At 72.9% G+C, this 4091-nt stretch carries 4 protein-coding genes; 2 read left to right on the forward strand and 2 right to left on the reverse strand.

What is annotated here, in order from left to right:
* A partial coding sequence (locus AB0M20_RS30395; protein WP_364303757.1) for a hypothetical protein occupies positions 1-497 on the forward strand: 497 nt, incomplete at its 5' end.
* A 66-nt stretch (positions 498-563) separates the two neighbouring features.
* Positions 564-1982 carry an RNB domain-containing ribonuclease gene (locus tag AB0M20_RS30400; RefSeq protein ID WP_364303758.1) on the forward strand — a complete coding sequence of 473 codons (1419 nt, stop codon included), beginning with the start codon at positions 564-566 and terminating at the stop codon, positions 1980-1982.
* Between the two features lies 1 nt (position 1983).
* On the opposite strand, the gene panB is transcribed toward AB0M20_RS30400, so the two are convergent.
* Together panB and nadE are read right to left on the reverse strand one after the other, a co-directional pair.
* Complete coding sequence (panB, locus tag AB0M20_RS30405) at positions 1984-2817, reverse strand: 3-methyl-2-oxobutanoate hydroxymethyltransferase (RefSeq protein ID WP_364303759.1); 834 nt, start codon at positions 2815-2817, stop codon at positions 1984-1986.
* 101 nt (positions 2818-2918) lie between these two features.
* On the reverse strand, positions 2919-4091 hold a 1173-nt coding region (gene nadE / locus AB0M20_RS30410; RefSeq protein ID WP_364303760.1), incomplete at its 5' end, for an NAD(+) synthase.

Raw genomic sequence — 4091 nt, forward strand, 5'->3', positions numbered from 1 at the left:
CGAAGAAGACGACCGCAGCCAAGAAGACGACGGCCACCAAGGCGGCGGCGAAGAAGACGACCGCGAAGAAGGCGCCGGCCAAGGCGGCCACCAAGTCGACCGCCACGAAGGCGGCGGCGAAGAAGACGACGGCCAAGAAGGCGCCGGCCAAGAAGGCCGCCACCAAGTCGACGGCGACCAAGGCGGCGGCGAAGAAGACGACCGCGAAGAAGGCGCCGGCCAAGGCGGCCACGAAGTCGACGGCCACGAAGGCGGCGGCGAAGAAGACGGCGGCCAAGAAGGCGCCGGCCAAGAAGGCCGCCGGCAACGCGGCGAGCCGGCCGCGGACCACGACGGCCGCGAAGTCCGGCAACACCGCCCGGTCGGCCCGCACGGTCAAGACCTCGGCCACCAACGCGGGCCGGGTCTCCGCACCGCGGTCCGGCGTGTCCGCGCGCAAGGCTTCGGCGGGCAACGCGCGTACCGGAGCAGCGAAGGTCGCCGCCGCCCGCGCGTGACCGAACCACCCGTGCCGGGGCCGCGCCGTGATCGGCGCGGTCCCGGCCGTAGTGGTAGACAGAGCCGTGCCGATCAAACGGGTGTCCGCGCCGAGGATCGACTTCTCCGCGCTGCGTGACGAGCTGAACCTGCCCGGCGACTTCCCGGCGGAGGCGCTGGCCGAGGCCGAGGCCGCCGCCAAGGAGCCGCCGCCCGGCGATCGGCAGGCGGACCGGGCCGATCTCACCGACGTCCCGTTCGTGACGATCGACCCCGCCACCTCCCGCGACCTCGACCAGGCCATGCACCTGAGCCGGCACGGCAGCGGATACCGCGTGCGGTACGCGATCGCGGACGTCGCGGCCTACGTGCGGCCGGGCGGCCCGCTCGAGACCGAGACCTGGGTCCGCGGGCAGACCATCTATCTGCCCGACGGCAAGATCCCCCTGCATCCGCCGGTGCTCAGCGAGGACGCGGTCAGCCTGTTCGCCGACGTGGACCGGGCCGCCGTCGTGTGGACGATCGACCTGGACGCCGACGGCGCGATGACCGGTGTGCGGCTGGAACGCGCGCGGGTCCGCAGCCGGGCCAAGCTCGACTACGTGGGCGTGCAGGCCGAGGTGGACGCCGGCACGGCCGCGGAGCCGTACGCTCTGCTGCCCGAGATCGGTGCGCTGCTGGCCGCCCGCGCCGCCGGCCGGGGAGCGGTCAACCTCCCGCTGCCCGAGCAGGCCGTCGAGCCGGACGGCGACGGGTGGCGGCTGGTGCTGCGGGCGCCGCTCGCGGTCGAGGAGCACAACGCGCAGATCTCACTGCTCACCGGCATGGCCGCCGCCGATCTGATGCTGCGCGGCGGGATCGGCCTGCTGCGCACGATGCCGCCGCCGCGGCCCGAGGCGATCGAGAAGCTGCGGGCGGCGGCGCGGTCGCTGGGTGTCTCATGGCCCGCCGGCGCGTCGGTGGGCGCGGTGGTGGCGCCGGTGGATCCGGGGCAGCCGCGCGGCGCCGCGTTCCTGGACTCGGCGGCCGAGCTGCTGCGCGGGGCGGCGTACACGGCGTTCGACGGCGACGCGCCCGAGCAGACCGGGCACGGCGGGGTCGGCGCGCCGTACGCGCACGTCACGGCGCCCTTGCGGCGCCTGGCCGACCGCTACGCGACGGAGGTGTGCCTGGCGTTGCACGACGGGCGCGAGGTGCCCCAGTGGGTACGTGCGGCGCTGCCCGGCCTGCCGAAGACGATGGCGACCACCGATCGGCTGGCGAACTCGGCCGGCCGGGCCGCCATCGACCTCGCCGAGGCGGTGCTGCTCTCCGGCCGCACCGGGCAGGTCTTCGACGCCGGTGTGCTCGACCGGTCGGACCGCGGGCCCGGCGGCACGATCGCGCTGGACGACCCGGCCGTGCTCGCGCGCTGCGCCGGTGAACTGCCGCTGGGCGAGCGGATCCGGGCCCGCCTGGTGACGGCGGACCCGGCGTCGCGCAAGGTCGAGTTCGAGCGGGCCTGACTTACTCGAAGGTGTGCTCGGAGGCCGGGAACTCGCCGTGCCGGACCTCGTCGGCGAAGGCACGGGTGGCGTCGCCGAGGACACCGGCCAGGTCGGCGTAGCGCTTCACGAACCGCGGCGCCTTGCCCGTACGCAGACCCGCCATGTCCTGCCAGACCAGCACCTGCGCGTCGGTGTCCGGCCCCGCGCCGATGCCCACGGTCGGGATGCTCAGCTCCTTGGTGACCGTCTTGGCCACCTCGCCGGGCACCATCTCGAGCACCACGGCGAACGCGCCGGCCTCGGCCACCGCCTTGGCGTCGGCGAGCACCTCGGCGCCCTCGTTCTCGCGGCCCTGCACGCGGTAGCCGCCGATCTGGTGCTCGCTCTGCGGGGTGAAGCCGATGTGCGCCATCACCGGGATGCCGGCGTTCGTGATGGCCTCGATCTGTGCCGCCACCCGGCGGCCGCCCTCGAGCTTGACGGCGTGGCAGCCGCCCTCCTTCATGAACCGGACGGCGGTGCGCAGCGCCTGGGTCGGGCCCTCCTCGTACGAGCCGAAGGGCAGGTCGCCGACGATCAGTGCGGTCTTGGTGGCCCGCACGACCGCGCGGACCAGGGGAAGGAGGTCCTCGGTGGTGACCGGGACGGTGGTCTCGTAGCCGAACACGTTGTTGGCCGCCGAATCGCCGACCAGCAGCACCGGGATGCCGGCCTGGTCGAAGATCGCCGCCGTGTACTGGTCGTAGGACGTCAGCATCGGCCATCGGTCGCCACGCGTCTTGGCGGCGAGCAGGTCACGGGTACGCACGCGCCGGGTGGGCGGGCCGCCGTAGAGGGTGGGCACGTCAGACATCGCGATCCTCCTTCCCTCGAGGCCGCGCTGCTGCGGTCCCCGGGTGTTGAATGAATCGTCGCACCGGCCCCCGGTCATCAGTCAGGGGTCAGTGCAATAGTTCACACACCCTCTCGAAACCTGTTGGTAATGGGCAGGCGGCGGTCGCGGCCGAACGCCTTGATGGAGATCTTCGTGCCCGGCGCTGACTGCCGGCGCTTGTACTCGGCGATGTCGACCATGCGCAGCACCTTGTCCACGAGCTGCTCGTCGTGGCCGGCCGCGACCAGGTCGTCGCGGCCCTGGTCGCCGTCGATGTAGCCGGCCAGGATCGCGTCCAGCACCTCGTAATCGGGCAGCGAGTCGGTGTCCACCTGACCCGGCCGCAGCTCGGCGCTGGGCGGCTTGCTGATCGAGTTCTCCGGGATCGGCGGCTCGGTGCCCAGCCGGGTGGCCTCCGCGTTGCGCCACCGGGCGAGCTTCCAGACCAGCGTCTTGGGCACGTCCTTGAGCGGGTTGAAGCCGCCGACGGAGTCGCCGTAGAGGGTCGAGTAGCCGACCGCGAGCTCACTCTTGTTGCCGGTGGTGAGGACGAGGTGGCCCTCCTGGTTCGACAGGGCCATCAGAATCACCCCGCGTACCCGTGCCTGCAGGTTCTCGACGGCCAGGCCGGAGAGCGAGAGGTTGGCCAGGAACGCGTCGACCATCGCCTGGATCGGCTCGATGCGGTAGTCGAGCCCGGTGCGCTTGGCCAGGTCGGCCGCGTCGTCCCTGGAGTGCGACGACGAATAGCCGCTGGGCATCGAGACGGCGACGACGCGTTCCGGCCCGAGGGCGTCCACCGCGATGGTGGCGACGACGGCCGAGTCGATGCCCCCGGAGAGGCCGAACACGACCGAGCGGAAGCCGTTCTTGTTCACGTAGTCGCGCAGGCCCAGGACCAGCGCCGACCAGATCTCGGCCTCGTCGGTGATCCGCTCGGTGATGCCGGCCCGCGCGGGGCCGTCGTGCAGCGGGCGCGGCGGCTGCGCGATCTCGACCCGCTCGATCGCCATGTCCTCGGGCGCGGTCTCCTCGACCCGGCTCTCGCTGGCGAGCGAGGCCGACCCGGCGTTCGGCTCGTCGTCGGCCGCCGGCAGCTCGAGGTCGTGGATGAGCAGCTCGTCGGTGAACTGGCCGGCGCGGGCGAGCAGCTCGCCGCCCGCGGTGACGATCAACGAGTCGCCGTCGAAGACCAGCTCGTCCAGGCCGCCGATCAGGTTCACGTAGGCGATCGTCGCGCCCGCCACGGCAGC

This window comes from Actinoplanes sp. NPDC051633 (genome assembly GCF_040681735.1).
Lineage (GTDB): Bacteria > Actinomycetota > Actinomycetes > Mycobacteriales > Micromonosporaceae > Actinoplanes.

Bases quoted from the DNA above. Each gene is read 5' to 3' on its own strand.
- panB (WP_364303759.1), bottom strand. From the start codon at position 2,817: ATGTCTGACGTGCCCACCCTCTACGGCGGCCCGCCCACCCGGCGCGTG.